The sequence below is a fragment of the Planosporangium thailandense genome, from assembly GCF_011947195.1.
GTDB classification, from domain to species: Bacteria; Actinomycetota; Actinomycetes; order Mycobacteriales; family Micromonosporaceae; genus Planosporangium; species Planosporangium thailandense.
Genome location: NZ_JAATVY010000013.1, coordinates 120,199 through 135,813, shown reverse-complemented (window position 1 = coordinate 135,813; position 15,615 = coordinate 120,199). Strand labels below are relative to the sequence as shown.

Sequence of the window (15,615 nt, the reverse complement as noted above, 5' to 3'; positions counted from 1 at the left end):
CAAAAACCGGTTGCTCCCTCGGCCCCACCATTGCACCGTGACGGGCGTGATCGACCCTGCTTACCTCCTCGCGGCCTATGACGGGCAGCTTCGCACCGATGCCGAGACGCCGAGTGCGATCTCAGTCACCCGACACGGACCGCTGCGCCTCGTCACCTTCGCGGGTGGGCGCGGTTTTGTCACCTACCGCGACCTCGCCGGGGCGGGCGTCGACACGATCCGGCAGCTCGTCCCAGAGGTGCTCGCCCACTACCAGGCGGACCCCGAGATCAGCCGGGTCGAGTGGAAGACCCGTGGGCACGACCATGCGCCGGGGTTGCACGAGGCGTTGCTGGAGAACGGGTTCAGCGCAGGCGAGCCGGAGTCCATCATGCTCGGCGAGGCACGGCTGCTAGCCGTCGACGTTCCGCTGCCCGATGGCGTGACACTGCGTCGAGTCACCGAGGAGGCAGACGTCCGCGCGATGAGTGCGATGCAAGACGAGGTCTTCGGTGACGCTGTCAGCGATGATATGGCGAACGCCCTCCTCCGCCGCCTGGCCTCCGCTGACGGCATGGAGCTGTGGGTTGCCGAAGCTGAGGGGCGAATCGTCAGCGCCGGCCGACTGGATCCCGTGCGCGGGACCAACTTCGCCGGGATCTGGGGCGGCGCGACCCGTGAGGAGTGGCGCGGTCGTGGGATCTACCGCGCGTTGACGGCCGCACGGGCCCGTTCCGCCCTCGGTATGGGCAAGACGCTCATCCACAGCGACTCGACGGAGTACTCGCGCCCGATCCTCGAACGTTCGGGCCTGGTCAAGGTTTCGACGACGACGCCCTACCACTGGCAGCGGTAAGCGCCCTTTCCGCCGCAGAGGTCGCGCAGTCCGCTACCGTCACCAACACCCCGCCGACGGGCTCCCGGAGCTCATCCCACGCGCATAGGTCGACCCGACGCAGCGTCACCGGCACCCAGTCCGGGCATCGTCGCGCCGCTCAGACGACATCCGAGTAGACGTCACCCGAGTAGACGTCACCCGCTCAGACGGCGCCAATCACACGCTGTCGGATGCCCTGAGCACACCGTGGACGGTCCGGACGGACCAGCCGACGGCGCTCAGGTACGCCTTGGCCAGATCGGCGGGTGACACCTTGGGGTGCGTGAGCACCGACGCGTCGGCCTCCTCGTACCCCCGCACCATCGAGAGCACTTCGCCGAGCGAACCGGCACCGTTGACGAGCGCGTCGACCACGTCGTCGGCCAGCGGCAGCGAGGCGACGAGATCCGCCACCGGTACGCCGAGTACATCCGCCACGCCCCACAGCAGACCGACGGTGAACGCGGAATCCGCGGACGCGTCCAGGCGGGGCGCGATCGTCTGACACAGCCGGGCCCGGGCCATGGTCGTCGACAGCTGGTCCTCGGCGGCCTCTGCGATGTCCGAGACCAGCATCAGGGTCACCCACTCACGGATCCGGCGACCGCCGAGCATGACGACCGCCTCGTGTACCGAGGAGACCCGGCGCGTCAGCCCACTTGCGACGGCGTTCGTGGCCCGCAGTACCCGGAACGAAAGCGCCGGGTCGCTGGTGACGATGGACACCACGTGGTCCAGGTCGGCGTCCGGCCCCGTCAGCGCGCCCAGCAGCTCCAGGCGGCGCAGCCGCGACGGCGCGAGGGTGGCGATCGACACCACCTGGGTGCGGCTGAGCGCGTACCCCTGGAATAGCTCGAACCCGAGTTCGTGCGCCAGCATGGTGTGCTCGGGGGTCTCCACCTTCTCGGCGACCAGCTTGATGCCCGGATACTGGCGGCAGGCCGCCACGACCGAGGCGATGCGTTCCATGTCGCTGTCGAGCACATCGATCTTCACGTACGAAGCTATGTCGAGCAGCTTTTCGTGGCCCAGACCGAAGACGAAGTCGTCGAGGGCGATCGGGTACCCCTGCTCCACCAGGCGGGTCACACCCGCGATCGCGTCGTCGTCCATCTCGACGGTCTCGAGGATCTCCAGGACCACCTGTCCCGGTTCGAACGGCAGGGCCAGCTCACCGACGATGAACTCGCGGGTGAGGTTGATGAAGCAGGTGTGGTTTCCCACCAGCTCGCGCAGCCCGAACTCGGTGAACGCGTTGACGATCACCTGACTGGTCGCGTACGCGTTGCGACGCGACGCCTCTATCTCACTACCGCCGCCGCGGAACAGCAGCTCGTAGCCGACGACGTCACCCGCATGGTTGTACAGCGGCTGACGTCCGACATGGACGATCTGCGCGGTCGGTGGCTCGGGTGTGGTGGACACGCCCGAACATTCGGCATCAGACCGCAGGTGCTGAGGGAAAAATCCTCACGCAGCGTACCGGCCGGCCGATGGATCAACTGCCAGGACGGCACACGTACGGCCACGGAGCAGGCTCGCAAGCAATAGTAGCCGCACAGTAGAAGGTGTCGTGTCCGGTCGCAGGCTGAGTCAGTTCGCCGTCCCCATCGGCGTGGTTCTGATCATCATCATGATGGTCGTTCCGCTCCCCACCATGCTCATCGACCTGCTCATCGCGCTGAATATCACCGCAGCGCTGCTGATCGTGCTCGTGAGCATGTACGTGAAACGACCGCTGGACTTCTCCGTGTTCCCGTCGCTGCTGCTGATCGCCACGCTGTTCCGGCTCGCGCTCAACATCAGCGCCACCCGCCTGGTGCTCCTCAACGGCGACGCGGGCAAGGTGATCTCCGCATTCGGCCACTTCGTGGTCGGGGGCCAGCTCGTGATCGGCCTGGTCATCTTCCTGATCCTGGTCGTGATCCAGTTCCTGGTCATCACCAAGGGCGCCGAGCGGGTCGCCGAGGTCGGCGCCCGGTTCACCCTCGACGCCATGCCCGGTAAGCAGATGGCCATCGACGCCGACCTCAACGCCGGCCTGATCGACGAGGTGGAGGCGCGCAAGCGGCGCGCCGAGGTCGCCGCGGAGGCCGACTTCTACGGCGCCATGGACGGTGGCTCGAAGTTCGTCAAGGGCGACGCCATCGCCGCCATCGTCATCACGCTGATCAACCTGATCGGTGGCTTCGCCATCGGCATGATCGGCAAGGGGCTCTCCCCCACCGACGCGATCCAGAAGTACAGCCTCCTCAGTGTCGGCGACGGTCTGGTCTCGCAGATCCCGGCGCTGCTGCTGTCGGTCGCGACCGGCCTCATCGTCACCCGGTCGGCCACCGACGGCGACATGGGCTCCAACGTCGCCCGCCAGCTCGGCCAACACCGGACCGCCCTGCGGATCGCCGGCGGCGCCGCCCTGGTCCTCTGCCTGATCCCCGGCCTACCCAAGATCCCGTTCCTGCTGGCCGGCAGCGCCGTCCTGTTCATCGCGCAGCGGATTCCCAACGCCACGACCGACGAGACCGGCGAGGCGCAGGACGCACTGCCTGCCGCCCCCAACGCCACCGAGGCGCTGCTCGGCGAGATGCGCGTCGACCCACTCGAACTCGCGCTCTCCCCCGACCTCGTCGACCTCGTCGACGGCGCCGGCGGGGACCTGCTGGACCGGGTACGGTCGCTGCGCCGCAAGGTCGCCCTCGACCTGGGCATCGTGATGCCGCCGGTACGCACCCGCGACGACCTCGACCTGCCGCTGTCGACGTACGCGATCCGCATCAGCGGCGTGGACGTCGCCCAGGGCCAGGCGCCTCCCGGCACCGTCCTCGCGATCGGCGAGAACCTCGACTTCCTGCCCGGCCGGGCCGGCGTCGAGCCGGTCTTCGGCCTGCCCGGCAAGTGGGTACCGGCCGAGCTGCGCCACCAGGCGGACCTGTCCGGGGCAACCGTCGTGGACCGGGCATCGGTCATCATCACGCATCTCGCCGAGGTCGTCCGTGCCAACGCGAGCCGCCTGCTCGGGCGCGAGGACGTACGGGCGCTCACCGACGTCGTCAAGTCCACGCACCCGGTGGTCGTCGAAGAGCTCACCCCGGCTCTGCTCAGCCTCGGCCAGATACAGCGGGTCCTGCAGTCCCTCCTCGACGAGGACGTGCCGATCCGCGACCTGGTACGCATCTTCGAGTCGCTCTCGCTGACCGCCAAGACGCTCACCGACCAGGACGCACTGCTGGAGGCGGCCCGGACCGCGCTCGGCCCGGCCATCGCCGCCCGGTACGCAACCGACGGGGCACTGACCGCCATCACGTTCGACCCGCGCCTGGAGCAGTCGCTGCTCGAATCGCTACGCCCCTCCGACAACGGCATGCAGTTGCTGGTCGACACCGTGCGGGCGGAGACCATGGTGGACGAGCTGAACCACCTGATTGAAACCGCCGAGCAACGCGGTGCCACTCCCGTGGTGGTTTGCTCTCCTCAGCTCCGGTTGCCGCTGCGGCGTCTGCTTCAGATGGCGGTACCGCGGCTGCCCGTCCTGTCTTATTCCGAGATAGCCCAGTGCGCGCTGCGCGTGGAGACCGTGGGAGTGGTGAGCGGTGCCTACTCGATTGCTGCTTGAGGGTACTGACATCCAGGAGCTGCTGGCCCGGGTGCGGGCCGAGCACGGCCCCGCGGCCAGGATCGTCTCTGCTGACCGGGTACGCGCGACCGGCGTCGCCGGCATGTTCGCCCGCCAACGCTACGAGCTGACGATCGAGGTCGCCGACGGGCCGACCACCCCGACCGCGACGGCCGCGACTTCGCCAGCTGCAACTCCGACGGCGGCGACTCCGAGAGCGACGACTCCGAGAGCGGCGGCGGAACGGCCGGCGCCCGCGAAGCCGATGACGATCGCGAAACCGACGGTACCCGCGCCGGCCAAGCCGATCGACGTCAAGCCGATCGACGTCAAGCCGGTGACCGCCGCGAAGCCGGTAGTCGCCAAGCCGATGGACGCCAAGCCGGTAGTCGCCACGCCGATCGACGCCAAGCCGCTGACCGCTGCGAAGCCGACGTTGGCCGCGGAGCCTGCCGCGGCCGCGACCATGCCCGCCAGGGCGAACGTCGACCGCGTCAGCCCCGCTGACGCACTGGTCGCCTTGGTCGAGGCCCAGGAGCGCGAGTTTCTGCCGTACCTGGGACCGGACGAGTCGGCTGGCGCGGACAACGCGATGCAGGAGGCGCAGAGAGTCAGCGCCGGCGCGGCGGCGTTCGCCGACGTGCTGTCCGGGTACGGCGTATCGGACTGGAAGGTTCCCGTCCTGTCAACCGGTCTGCAATCGGTCGGGGCGGAAACGACTGAGCCGGAAACGATTGAGCCGAAATCCGTCCAGCCGGAATTCGTCCAGCCGAAAGCCGCCGAGCCCGGGGTCTCCGATTGGCTGGCCGCGGCGTGGAAAGCCACCACACCGGTCGGGTCGGCGCCGACCGAAATCACGCCGCTCGACATCACACCGCTCGAGCCGGCACAGGTCGAGAGCCCGACGGTCGAGAACCTGACCTCCGAGATCCTGACTACCGGGAGCCTGACTACCGAGAGCCTGACAGTCGGCACCCTGGCGGTCGAGACCGTTCCTCAGTACACGACGGACAGCCAGCTGATCCCGCGCTACCAGCCTAAGCGCCTGAACCCCAATACACCGCTGCCGGCCGCGTTGACCCACCTCGGGCTGCCTCGCCAGCTGGCCACGCTGATCACCGGTACCGACTCGTACCGCGAGATCAGCCGGGTCATCAAGCTTCTGCCGACGGCGCCGGAGCTACCGGCCGGTGCGGGCGAACTGCTGGTGATCGTCGGCGAGCGGATCACGTCGATGTCGATCGCCAGCACGGTCGCCCAGTCCCTGAAGCTGCCGCCGTCGCGCATCCTGCTCGCCGCGGTGAACTACGCGGGCACCAGCGTCCACCCGGCCCGGCGGCTGACCGATCCCGCGCAGGCCGCGACGCGCGTCGCCAAACTGCGCCGCGACTCCAACCTGCCGCTCATCGTCGTCGTCGACAGCGAGGCCGACGCGGTCGGGGTGGGCGACATCGCCGCCGTCGCCCGTCCGGCCACCAACGGTCCGGCCAACGGTATCGGGCGCGCCGGCGGGGGTACCCGGTGGGCGCGCTCAATCGTGGAGAGCCTCGACCCCACATGCGTCTGGGGTGTGGTGGACGTCACACGTAAGACTGCCGATAGTGGGGCCTGGCTGGCCGATATCGGACGGGTGGATGCGATCGCGGCACACGGTTGCGCGATCACGGGCGACCCGGCGGCCATCCTCCAACTGGGCATTCCGGTTGCCATGATCGATGGCCGCACGGCCACCCCGGGCATCTGGGCCGAATTGCTGTGTCACCGCTTGGAAGAGGTAAGGGACATTGACCGAGCCGATGCCTGAGGTCAGCTCGTCGATCAACCTCACGGTTGACGGGACCGACTTCGATTCTCGTATCGAGATGATCGACGGGAAGACCGCGATCGTCGCGATTCCCGTGAACGGGACGGTAGAGCCGCCCGAGATCGGCAGCTTCATCCTGCTCGGCTGGGGCGCCGGTGAACGCGGACGCTACGTCGTGGAGACCACGCTGGTGTCGACGTCGCGGGTCGAGGGCGTGCCTGGACGGTGCTGGACGTTGAGCATCGAGTCGGAGCCCATGCTCCACCAGCGACGCCGGTACGTACGCGCGGGCGGCGGCGAGTCGGTCCGGGTACGCGCGAAGGAACACGACGCCGAGATCTCCGGCTTCGCTCTGGACATCAGCGAAGGCGGTGTGCGGTTCAGGATCCCCGGTGTCAAGCCCGGCGAGGACAACTGGACCAGGCTCGCCGATCGTGAGGCCGTCAGCGCGGTGATCCGGCTCGGCGACGACATGCTCGACGCCGACGGGTCGGTGCTGCGCACCATCGAGGATGCCATCTCGCAGACGGTCGACATGATCGTGACCCTGCGGCTGTCCGAGCGCCAGGCGGAAGTGGTGCGACGGTACGTGATGCGCCAGCAGATCCTCGCCCGGCGGGCCGCCGCCGAAGACGACTACTGACGGGGTCCGGAAGCCAGATGGCCAGACTGTCCACGCTCCTGCTCGCCGCGCTGCTGGACAGCCCGGCGCTCTACCACGCCTTCGTAGCGCACGACATGAGCTACACGGAGGCGCTCACCAGGTACCTGATCGCAGCCCTGGTCGCGACGCTGATGCTGTGGATGCTGCGTGGGCTGACGGACGGCTACCGCCGCATGAACGAGGTACAGCTGCGCGCGGCCGCCCGTCGCGCCGCGCAGGAAGCAGCCGACGAAGCCGCATACGAAGCCGCCCAGGAAGCCACCCACGAAGCCGCCCAGGAGAGGACCAACGCCACACCGGCGCGGCGCAGCACCGACCGGGAGCCGGTTGGTGTGACGAGGCTCGACCTGGAGACGGTCAACGAAGCCGCCGAATAGGCCCGGCCCGGAAGCACGGCTACTCAGGAAGCACGGCCCCTCAGGAATCACGGCCCTCAGGAACCACGGCCCCTCAGGAAGCACGGCCGCCAGACGGCAGGGACCTCCGACCACAAGAAGACTCCCCGCGCGACACCGTTGTCACGCGGGGAGTTGTCGTTGGGGATGGGGTGGGTCCGGAGGGCGCAACCCGACTTGAGCGCTACTCGGCCAGCGCCACCGAGACCCTGCCACTGCCGTACCCGGCGACGTCGACGGTCAGGTCGAGGCGGCGGCCGAGCGCCAGCAGGAGCGTGCCGGCGTCGCTCGGCGGCGTCTCACCGGGCAGGAACACCTGGTAGAGCTTGAGATGCGGCCCACCCTCCCGATTGAGCAGGGTGGTCATGATGTTGCAGACCTCGCGGACGTTCTCGGCGACCGCGTCCGTGACGACACCGTCGTCCACGCAGTCCTGGGCGCCGCCGGGAGGAAGCAGACCGATCGCGGCTCCGGCGTACACGGTGAGCGCCAGATCCATGCCGACCACCGCCCACAGCTTCGTGCGGTCATCGGTGTACAGGCTCACGAGCGTCGTCTTCAGGTCTTCGGCGAGAACCGGATTGGCCGGGCCGACCGTGATGGAACGCCCGAGGAGGTCCTCGAAGAGGTCACGGACTTCTTTCGGTTGGGGCAGAAGGCTGGACATCGTTCACTCACCCAAGAATCGGATCCAGCGCGTCGCGGAACGCCTCGGCCGTGAACGGCTTGGTGATCAGGAAGATCGCCCCGGCCTCCTCGGCGGTGTTACGCATCTCCGCGGTCCCCTCGGAGGTAACGAAACCGAAAGGCACCTCGACCCCGTTCGCGCGCAGCATGCGCAGCACCTCGATGCCGGTCATCTCCGGCATGTTCCAGTCGGAAAGCACGAGGTCCGGATTCTCGTTCACCACCGCGTCGAACGCCTGCCGACCATCGGCGGCTTCAATCACGTCGTGGTCGTCGTACCCGGCCTGACGCAGGGTGCGGGTGACGATCTGCCGCATCACCCGGCTGTCATCCGCGATCAGAATCTTCATCGGTACCGTCACTTGTCCTTCTCGGCAGTGCTTTCCAGAACCTGTACAGCGATCGGCTCACCCAGCCACTCCCCGACGAGGCTGCCCACCTCGATGGCCGACGGAAAGCCGACGTTGCCGTCGACCAGGACGACCGGGAGCGACAGCGCCGACGGCTCGGGCATGAGGCTCTTGACGTTGCCGCCAATGATGTTGGCCAGCTCGCCGACCGCGTCGGAGACGTCCTCAGGGGTGACGTCGTCAAGGTCGATACCCAGCAGAGCGCCGGCCACGTTGCGGGCGGCGCCCATGGAGCAGGTCACCAGGATGTGGCCGCGCCAGGCGCCGGTCACCGACACCGACGCGTGCACATCGAGTGCCGGCTCGGCGGAGGACAACGGAACGAACGGGCTCGCACCGTCGAGGTCGAGGTACGAGGCCCAGATCTGCTCTGTTATCGCTAACAGGTCTCCGTCGGCGAGGATGGGACCAGCGGTCATTGTGCAGCTCCATTCGTCAGTACGCCCAGTAGCGCAAGCTTCTCTTCGATGGCATCCGGAGTGAACGGCTTGATCACATACTCGTGCGCGCCGGCGGCCAGGGCCCGGACGATCTGGCTCTGTTCGCTCTCGGTCGTGACCATCATCAGCGCCATCGACCGGTACTTCGGGTCCTCACGGACCGCGCCCACGAACTCCAGTCCGTTCATCTCGGGCATGTTCCAGTCCACGAGCGCGACCCGGGGAACGGTCTCGGCTGCTGCGAGCACGTCCAGGGCCTCCTTGCCGTTTCCTGCCTCCCGCACCTCGAACCCGAGGTTGGCCAGAATTCGACCGAGGATCATTCGGATCGCCCGAGAATCATCGATCACCAATGCCAGCATCGGTGATCACCCCTTTCCCAACTCACCGGTTGACGGCGTGGCTTTACCGCCCCGTAGGCGATACGCGGAGCTGCGACCGGCGGCCACGCGCTCGAACCGGTCGTCGATGCCGATGGTCGTCTCCGCCGACCCGAGAAACAACCATCCGTCGGGGCGCATCACGGCGCTGACCCGGTCCAGAACCTGCCGTTTCGTCTCGACGTTGAAGTAGATGAGGACATTACGCAGAAACACGATGTCGAACTGCGGCAGCGGCGGCAGCGGCGCGGCCAGATTGAGTCGCTTGAACGAGATGTTCCGGCGAAGTCCGCCCGACACGCGCCAGTGCGGACCCTCCCGCTCGAAGTGGCGGACCAGCATGTGCGCCGGCAGACCGCGGTTGATCTCAAGCTGCGTGTAGCGACCGGCCTCCGCGCGGCACAGCATCTCCTGCGAGATGTCGGTGCCGACGATCTCGTAGCTCCAACCCGCCGGCAGCGTCTCCTGCAGGACCATGGCGAGGCTGTACGGCTCCTGCCCGCTCGAGCACGCGGCCGACCAGACGCGAATGATCCGGTTGGCCGACCTGTCCGCGATCAGCTTGGGCAGCACCGCCTCGGCAACCGTCTGGAACGGCTCGCCGTCGCGGAACCACGACGTCTCGTTCGTGGTCAGCGCGTCCACGATCTTGTCGTGCGTGTCCGGCTCCGGTCGCTGCTGCGCCCGGTTGACGTACTCCGAGACGGTCGGGATGCCCGCCTGGCGGGCCAGCGGAAGGAGCCTGGCCTCGACCAGGTACTCCTTGCCGGTCTCCAAGACGATTGCGGAGTGGCGCCGTACCAGCTCACTGACGTACGCGAACTCCTGAGCTGTCAGCGTCATCGCGTTACCTCCTTGCTCCGCGCCGTACCGGTGGCCGTGGCCCGCGAGATGAGATGGTTGGCAATCTCCGGCAGCGGGAGCACGAGGTCGGCGAGGCCGGCCTGGGTGATCGCGCCCGGCATGCCCCAGACCACCGAGGTCGCTTCGTCCTGGGCGACGACCTCCGCGCCCTCGGCGTGGAGCACCTCGGCGCCGCGCCTGCCGTCCTGCCCCATGCCGGTCAGCACCGTCGCGACGACCTTGCCGCCGTACACCTTCGCGACCGACCGGAACAGCACGTCGACGGCGGGCCGGCAGAAGTTCTCGGGTGGACCGCTCTGCAGCTTCGTCACCACCGCGGCGCCGGAACGGACCACCTCGAGGTGGAAGTCACCGGGTGCGATGTAGACGGTGCCGGACCGCACCTGTTCGTTTCCCGCGGCTTCGACGACCTCGAGGGCGCAGATTCGGTTGAGTCGCTCGGCGAACATCTTGGTGAACACCGGCGGCATGTGCTGAACCACCACGACGGGCACCGGCAGGTTTTCGGGAAGGGCCTGCAGGACCTGTGACAGGGCCTCCGGACCGCCCGTCGAGCAGCCGATCGCGAGTACCTCCACCTGTTCGGTACGCCGCCGCTCAGATCGGCTCGACTCACCGCGGGCGGAGTCGAGGCGGGCGACACCGGGGCGGCCTGGTGTGGGCGGCGACGCGCCGGGCGATCCGGGTGCCGACCGCGGCGGACGCGGGATGCCGGCGAGACCGGGGAGGGCGGGTGGGAATGAGAAGCCGCCGGCGGCCGGCGACGTGTTCGGGCGATCGGCCGCCGGATCGCGGCGGAGTCGGCGGCCCCGTTCGCAGAGCGCGTGGATTCGTGGGATGAGCTGTTCCCGGACGCTGCGCCTGGACTCGGCGAAGCTGCCGACGTTGCTGGGCTTGGTGACGTAGTCGCTCGCGCCCGCGGAGAGCGCGTCGAGCGTGGCGCTCGCGCCCGCCGCGGTCAGCGTGCTGAACATGATGACCGGCAACCGGGGGTACCGGGGCCGCAGCTCGCGAAGGGTGCCCAGGCCGTCGAGGACCGGCATTTCGATATCGAGGGTCACCAGGTCGGGCTTGAGCTGTTCGATCTTTGCCAGCGCCACGCGCCCGTTCGGCGCGGTACCCACCACCCGGATCTCGGGATCCTCGGCCAACGCGTCTGTCACCAGGCGTCGGATGACGACCGAGTCGTCAACCACCAGTACCGAGATCACGAAGCGGCCTCCCAATGGCGCAGGGACGACCGCCCGGTCATCCGTCCTGAACCCATATCGGCGCGATCAGGAGCCGGATGAGGAAAGTACGCGGTGAACAGCGCGATTCCGGGAAGCAGGAACCATCGGGGATCAAAGCGCCTTGTCGGCCACAAACACCCGTCGATCAGTACGGTCGCGGCACGGGCGACACAGCCGGGCCGCGACCCGTCCGGGGGCGGCTACTCCCCCGAACCCGCCGGCTCGGCGACCTCGCTCAGATCGAGCGCCGTCATCAGAGGGTCGACGAGGCGGCTCACGGTTTCCGCGGCGAGCATGTCGCGGACCGTCAGGGCCTGCACCGCGCCGCTGAGCAGGTTCCATACCCCACCGGCGCGGTCGGACACCGGGATGCCCGCGCCGTCGACCGCCTGAACGAGCTGGAGCTGCGCGGCAGCGGCGGACCGGATCCGCCCCGAGACGTAGACCGCCCACGAGGCGCCGTGCACCGCAGGTGCCCAGCCACCGACACCGTGGTGGCGGGTCGCCGCGGCGGCGGCCGCCAGCCGGACGTACCGGGTCGGGCCGAGCGCCCGGACCCGGCTCAGCAGCGCGGAGATGTCGTCATGCTGCGGTCCGAGGTGGATCGGGCGTTCCGACAGCCAGCGCGCTGCGGCGAGCCAACCCGCGGCGAGGCTGCGGCGCGTCGGCACGGGCAACAGGTCGCGCAGGTACGCGGCGACGACCGCGTCACAGATCACCGAGGTGGCCTGGGCCGCGATCGGGCTCTGCACCGCCGGCGCCCCCTCGACCGACTCCCAGGTCCAGTCCAGGACATCGTGGCGTAGGCAGTGCAGCAGGCCGTCGATCGTGCCGATCGGCGCCTGTTCGAGCAGGGAGAGGGTCTGGTGAGCCTCGGCCGGGTCGGCCGACAGGTCCCGTACGGTCTGCCGCCGGCGAGCCGCGTCGTCCACGTCCTGCCACAGGTTGAGCCGGTCCCAATCGTCGAGGCGGAAGCTGGCGAGAACATGAAGATCGCTTTCGGTGAGCACGAGGCTACGGAGAAGCACTTCAGCGGTTGCCGCCCCGCCCGGCAGGCGGGTCAGGTCGAATCCGAGGACGGGAGCGCTGACGAGGCTGTACATGGCACCGAGTCTGCAACCGTCTTGCTCCCGGCGCTGTCCCCCGATCGGACATCTGGGTAACTCTGCGTACAAGTACCGCACAACGAGTCTTGGGCGCCCGCGCAACCCTTACCGGTCGCCCGAACGCCCAAGATCGGAGAATACCTACTCGTCGTTGCCGTCTGCCGTCGAGGTCTGCACCGCGCGGGCGGTGTCGAGGGCGAGCATCAGGCGGGTGTCGAGTTTGAACGCCCCGGTGATGAGGTCCCGGCTGGGACCGGTGAGCGTGTCCGGCGGGGGCTCGAACGCCTCGTCGTCGAGCTCGACGACCTCGCCGATGCGGTCGACGAGCAGGCTGACCGACTCCTCCTCGGTACGCACGATCACGTTCATCGCCGGGCCCTCGAAGTCGCGCGGGGGCAGACCGAGCTGGACGCGCAGGTCGACCGCGGCGATGACCTGGCCGCGCAGGTTGAACAGCCCACCGACCGAGCGGGGTGCCAGCGGCACCGGGGTGTACTCGTGAAACGACAGCACTTCCTGCACGTTGGCCACGTCCAGGCCGAACAGCTGGTCGGCCACCTCGAAGGTGGCGTACTGACGACTTGCCATCTGCGTTTACGCTCCCACCATCATCGTCTGCTCGATGTCGTAGCCGGCGTCGGTGTCGGCGTCGGCGTCGAACCGCGGGTCGGCGGCCATGATCGCCCGGCGCACGTCGAGCAGTTCGGTGACCCGCTGCTGGATGACCGCCGAGCCCATCAGCCCGTCGTCGCCGAAGTCGCGCTTGGCGTCGACGACGTCTTCGACGATGTCGACGATCCGGTCCACGGCGAGGGCGACGCTGCGGCCGCGTTCGGTGTAGACGACCACCGGCACCGAGGTCGCCTCGTCCTCCGCGGCGCTGTAGACGCCGAGGAGCTGGGCGAGCCGCAGCACCGGCAGGATCTGGTCGCGGTACTGCACCACCTCGCGGGCGCCGACCCGTTCGAAGCGCTCCAGCGGGAACTCCTCCAGCCGGGTGACCATGTCGAGCGGGATCGCCACCCGCCGGTCGCCGACCCCGGCGATGAGCAGCCGGTCGACGGCGTCGCCGGCGCCACGGGTCTGGGCGTCGATCTCGGCCTGGGCGCGTTCGACCGCACCCACGTTCAGGTGCGCCCGCCGCGCCAGGGCCGGCACGTCCAGGATCAGCGCGACCCGCCCGTCACCGAGCAGGGTCGCCCCGGCGTACATGCCGATCTCCTTGAACCGCGACGACAGCGCCTTGACCACGACCTCTTCGGTGTTGAGTACCCGGTCGACGACCAGGCCGAAGCGGCGGCCGTCGGCCTGCAGCACCGCGACGTAGACGTCGCGGTCGCCACTGCGCGCCGGCAGCCCCAAGGTCTCGTCCAGGCGCACCAGCGGCAGCAGCTTGCCGCGCAGCCGGTACACCTGCGCGCCCATCGCGTGCTCGATCACCCGCCCGTTCTGGCCGTCCAGGTACACCAGCTCGTGCACCGCGACCTGCGGAATGGCGTACCGCTCGGTGCCGCACTCCACGGTGAGCGCCTGGATGATCGCCAGCGTCAGCGGGATCGTCAGCCGCCAGGTCGTACCCTCGCCCTGCGTGGATTCGACGTCGACGGCGCCACCGATCCGCTCGATGTTGGTCTTGACCACGTCCATGCCGACGCCGCGGCCGGAGACGTTGGTGACCTTGTCCGCGGTCGAGAAGCCCGGCTTGAAGACCAGGTTGAGGATCTCCCGGCGCTCCATGTGCGCCACCTGGTCACGGGTCAGCAGCCCCCGCTTGACCGCCACCGCGGCGATCCGGTCGGGGTCCATGCCCTTACCGTCGTCGGCGACCTCCACGATGACGTGCCCACCCTCGTGGTAGGCGCGCAGGGTCAGTACCCCTTCGGCCGCCTTGCCCGCCGCCACCCGGTCGGCCGGCGCCTCGATACCGTGGTCGACGGCGTTGCGCACCAGGTGCGTCAGCGGGTCCTTGACCGCCTCCAGCAGGCTGCGGTCCAGCTCGGTCTCGCGGCCCTCCATCGCCAGCCGGACCTGCTTGCCCACGGAGCTGGACAGGTCGCGCACGACGCGAGGCAGCTTCGACCACAGGTGGTCGATCGCCTGCATCCGCGTCTTCATCACGCCTTCCTGCAGCTCACTGGTGATCAGGTTCAGCCGCTGACCCGTCCGCGCCAACGTCGCGTCCGACGACGCGTTGACCGCCCGCAACATCTGGTTACGCGTGAGCACCAGCTCACCCACTAGATTCATCAACTTGTCGAGCAGATCCACGTCGACCCGGATGGAACTGTCCGCGATACTGCGGCGGGCCTGTCCGGGGCCGTGCTCGTCGTCGACGGATCCGGCCGGGGCCGTGGCTACGGGGGCGTCCGGTGCCGGCTCGGCAACGGCTTCCAGGGGCGAGACCTCGACGGACGACGCCTGCGCCACGGCCTCAATGGCGGCCGGACCGCCCGCGGAGGCCTCCGGGGTGGTCTCCGCACCCGCCTCGGGCGCGGCCCCGGCGCCCACCACAGCGGCGCCCACCACAGCGGCGCCCACCACAGCGGCGGGCGGCTCCGTGATGGCGGGCCCCGCGGCCGGCGCGGTAGCGGCGGCGCCGGCGGACGCGGCGGCCGGGGACGCGGCGGTCGGGGACGCGGGGCCGCCCGGAGCGGCCACCGCCTTGGCGCCTGCGCCGTCGCCGCTGTCGATGCAGCTGGTAACAGCGGCGATCACGCCCTCGACGTCCACCTCGCCCTCGGCGCCGGTCTCCTCGATCGCGGCGAGGAGGGTGCGGACGACGTCGACCATCCGCAGCAGCGTGTCCGTCGTCTCCGGCGTCATCACCTGCGTACCGTCCCGCAGCCGGGCGAGCAGGTTCTCACCGACGTGCGTCACTCGCTCCAGTCGATTGAAAGCGAGGAAGCCGCTCGTGCCCTTGATCGTGTGAATCGTCCGGAAAATGCTTGAAAGCAGTTCTCGTGACCCCGGCTGCTGCTCAAGTGCCACCAGGTCACGGTCAAGCTGGTCCAGGTTCTCGTGACTTTCTACGAGGAACTCCTGGACGATGTCGCCGAGCTCGTCCAACGCCGCCTCCCTTTCTACGAGGCCCACATCGGCAACGCTCGGTCGCAGCTGAGATTTTGGCTGGATCGGACGTTTGGGCGGTTCACGCCTCGTCCGGC

At 68.9% G+C, this 15,615-nt stretch carries 15 protein-coding genes; 5 read left to right on the top strand and 10 right to left on the bottom strand.

Features of this window, described 5'->3' with window-relative positions:
- Positions 1-46: 46 nt before the first annotated feature.
- On the top strand, positions 47-835 hold the full coding sequence (locus HC031_RS18905) for a GNAT family N-acetyltransferase (RefSeq protein WP_167926670.1): 789 nt from the start codon (positions 47-49) through the stop codon (positions 833-835).
- 198 nt (positions 836-1,033) lie between these two features.
- Here the strand turns inward: HC031_RS18905 and HC031_RS18900 are convergent, their stop codons facing one another.
- Complete coding sequence (locus HC031_RS18900) at positions 1,034-2,281, bottom strand: HDOD domain-containing protein (protein ID WP_167926669.1); 1,248 nt, start codon at positions 2,279-2,281, stop codon at positions 1,034-1,036.
- A gap of 148 nt (positions 2,282-2,429) precedes the next feature.
- Here HC031_RS18900 and flhA point away from each other — a divergent pair, with 148 nt between their 5' ends.
- The 4 genes from flhA (at position 2,430) to HC031_RS18880 (ending at position 7,314) form a co-directional block, all read left to right on the top strand.
- Positions 2,430-4,469, top strand: coding sequence for a flagellar biosynthesis protein FlhA (gene flhA, locus HC031_RS18895; RefSeq protein ID WP_167926668.1), 2,040 nt, complete (start codon positions 2,430-2,432; stop codon positions 4,467-4,469).
- Between the two features lie 265 nt (positions 4,470-4,734).
- Complete coding sequence (locus HC031_RS18890; protein WP_205862925.1) at positions 4,735-6,273, top strand: hypothetical protein; 1,539 nt, start codon at positions 4,735-4,737, stop codon at positions 6,271-6,273.
- A complete protein-coding gene (locus HC031_RS18885) occupies positions 6,266-6,916 on the top strand; it encodes a PilZ domain-containing protein (RefSeq protein ID WP_167926666.1) in 651 nt (216 codons plus the stop codon). Before HC031_RS18890 ends, HC031_RS18885 begins: the two co-directional genes overlap by 8 nt.
- Positions 6,917-6,933: 17 nt before the next feature.
- The gene (locus HC031_RS18880; RefSeq protein WP_167926665.1) at positions 6,934-7,314 is read left to right on the top strand and encodes a hypothetical protein; all 381 of its coding nucleotides are present in this window, start codon (positions 6,934-6,936) and stop codon (positions 7,312-7,314) included.
- Between the two features lie 202 nt (positions 7,315-7,516).
- Here the strand turns inward: HC031_RS18880 and HC031_RS18875 are convergent, their stop codons facing one another.
- From HC031_RS18875 to HC031_RS18835, 9 genes are all read right to left on the bottom strand, one after another.
- Complete coding sequence (locus HC031_RS18875; protein WP_167926664.1) at positions 7,517-7,999, bottom strand: hypothetical protein; 483 nt, start codon at positions 7,997-7,999, stop codon at positions 7,517-7,519.
- Positions 8,000-8,006: 7 nt separating this feature from the next.
- A complete protein-coding gene (locus HC031_RS18870) occupies positions 8,007-8,369 on the bottom strand; it encodes a response regulator (RefSeq protein WP_167926663.1) in 363 nt (120 codons plus the stop codon).
- 8 nt (positions 8,370-8,377) lie between these two features.
- Positions 8,378-8,848, bottom strand: a complete 471-nt coding sequence (locus HC031_RS18865) for a chemotaxis protein CheX (protein WP_167926662.1) — start codon at positions 8,846-8,848, stop codon at positions 8,378-8,380.
- Entirely contained in the window at positions 8,845-9,231 is a 387-nt protein-coding gene (locus HC031_RS18860; protein ID WP_167926661.1) for a response regulator, read from the bottom strand. Before HC031_RS18860 ends, HC031_RS18865 begins: the two co-directional genes overlap by 4 nt.
- Before the next feature lie 6 nt (positions 9,232-9,237).
- Positions 9,238-10,092 carry a CheR family methyltransferase gene (locus tag HC031_RS18855; RefSeq protein ID WP_167926660.1) on the bottom strand — a complete coding sequence of 285 codons (855 nt, stop codon included), beginning with the start codon at positions 10,090-10,092 and terminating at the stop codon, positions 9,238-9,240.
- Positions 10,089-11,324: a chemotaxis-specific protein-glutamate methyltransferase CheB gene (locus HC031_RS18850; protein WP_167926659.1), complete on the bottom strand. Its 1,236-nt coding sequence runs from the start codon at positions 11,322-11,324 to the stop codon at positions 10,089-10,091. The genes HC031_RS18855 and HC031_RS18850 overlap by 4 nt, the downstream gene beginning before the upstream one ends.
- 221 nt (positions 11,325-11,545) lie before the next feature.
- A complete protein-coding gene (locus HC031_RS18845) occupies positions 11,546-12,448 on the bottom strand; it encodes a hypothetical protein (RefSeq protein WP_167926658.1) in 903 nt (300 codons plus the stop codon).
- A 144-nt stretch (positions 12,449-12,592) separates the two neighbouring features.
- Complete coding sequence (locus HC031_RS18840; RefSeq protein WP_167926657.1) at positions 12,593-13,039, bottom strand: chemotaxis protein CheW; 447 nt, start codon at positions 13,037-13,039, stop codon at positions 12,593-12,595.
- A 6-nt stretch (positions 13,040-13,045) separates the two neighbouring features.
- Entirely contained in the window at positions 13,046-15,544 is a 2,499-nt protein-coding gene (locus HC031_RS18835; RefSeq protein ID WP_338090732.1) for a chemotaxis protein CheW, read from the bottom strand.
- Positions 15,545-15,615 lie beyond the last annotated feature (71 nt).

Excerpts from the sequence above, each read along its gene's own strand:
- HC031_RS18890 (WP_205862925.1), top strand. The coding sequence starts at position 4,735 with ATGACGATCGCGAAACCGACGGTACCCGCGCCGGCCAAGCCGATCGAC.
- HC031_RS18885 (WP_167926666.1), top strand. The coding sequence starts at position 6,266 with ATGCCTGAGGTCAGCTCGTCGATCAACCTCACGGTTGACGGGACCGAC.
- HC031_RS18880 (WP_167926665.1), top strand. The coding sequence starts at position 6,934 with ATGGCCAGACTGTCCACGCTCCTGCTCGCCGCGCTGCTGGACAGCCCG.
- HC031_RS18875 (WP_167926664.1), bottom strand. The coding sequence starts at position 7,999 with ATGTCCAGCCTTCTGCCCCAACCGAAAGAAGTCCGTGACCTCTTCGAG.
- HC031_RS18870 (WP_167926663.1), bottom strand. The coding sequence starts at position 8,369 with ATGAAGATTCTGATCGCGGATGACAGCCGGGTGATGCGGCAGATCGTC.
- HC031_RS18865 (WP_167926662.1), bottom strand. The coding sequence starts at position 8,848 with ATGACCGCTGGTCCCATCCTCGCCGACGGAGACCTGTTAGCGATAACA.
- HC031_RS18860 (WP_167926661.1), bottom strand. The coding sequence starts at position 9,231 with ATGCTGGCATTGGTGATCGATGATTCTCGGGCGATCCGAATGATCCTC.
- HC031_RS18855 (WP_167926660.1), bottom strand. The coding sequence starts at position 10,092 with ATGACGCTGACAGCTCAGGAGTTCGCGTACGTCAGTGAGCTGGTACGG.
- HC031_RS18845 (WP_167926658.1), bottom strand. The coding sequence starts at position 12,448 with ATGTACAGCCTCGTCAGCGCTCCCGTCCTCGGATTCGACCTGACCCGC.
- HC031_RS18840 (WP_167926657.1), bottom strand. The coding sequence starts at position 13,039 with ATGGCAAGTCGTCAGTACGCCACCTTCGAGGTGGCCGACCAGCTGTTC.